Origin of the sequence: Methylobacterium nigriterrae (genome assembly GCF_037106235.1) — a bacterium.
GTDB classification, from domain to species: domain Bacteria; phylum Pseudomonadota; class Alphaproteobacteria; order Rhizobiales; family Beijerinckiaceae; genus Methylobacterium; species Methylobacterium nigriterrae.
On sequence record NZ_JBAWTG010000548.1, the window covers coordinates 1 to 455 of the forward strand.

A 455-nucleotide genomic window follows, 5' to 3' on the forward strand; every position below is an offset into this window, starting at 1 on the left:
CGGGCGCTACAAGACCCTCTGGCAGGGCGGCCGCCGGATCGTCTCGTTTGCCGTGCCGGGCGACCTCTGCCGCATGCACAGCTCCGGCCCCTCCGCGCGTGACATGCGGCTGGGCGCGCTCACGCCCTGCTTGGTGGTCGACATCCCGCGCGCAAGACTGACGGAGCTGATCGAGACGCATCCTGGCATTGCTCGCGCCCTGCGCTGGCTCACCCTGATGGAACTGAGCCGGGCGCGGGAATGGCTGGTGAACGACAGCCGACCAGCGGACAGGCGCTTGGCCCACCACTTCTGCGAGTTGCTGGTCTGCCTGCAGGTGGTGGGGCTTGCCGACGCGAACAGCTTCGAGCTGGCGATCTCGCAGACGGATCTGGCGGACGCGCTCGGCATTTCGCAGGTCCACATCAACCGCGTGCTGCAGGCGTTACGGGCGAGCGACCTGGTCGTCTGGAGCA

At 68.4% G+C, this 455-nt stretch carries 1 protein-coding gene; it reads left to right on the forward strand.

Features of this window, described 5'->3' with window-relative positions; translation table 11 throughout:
- Positions 1-455: Crp/Fnr family transcriptional regulator (locus WDW90_RS38180; protein ID WP_336492880.1), on the forward strand; the 455-nt coding region annotated here is incomplete at both ends.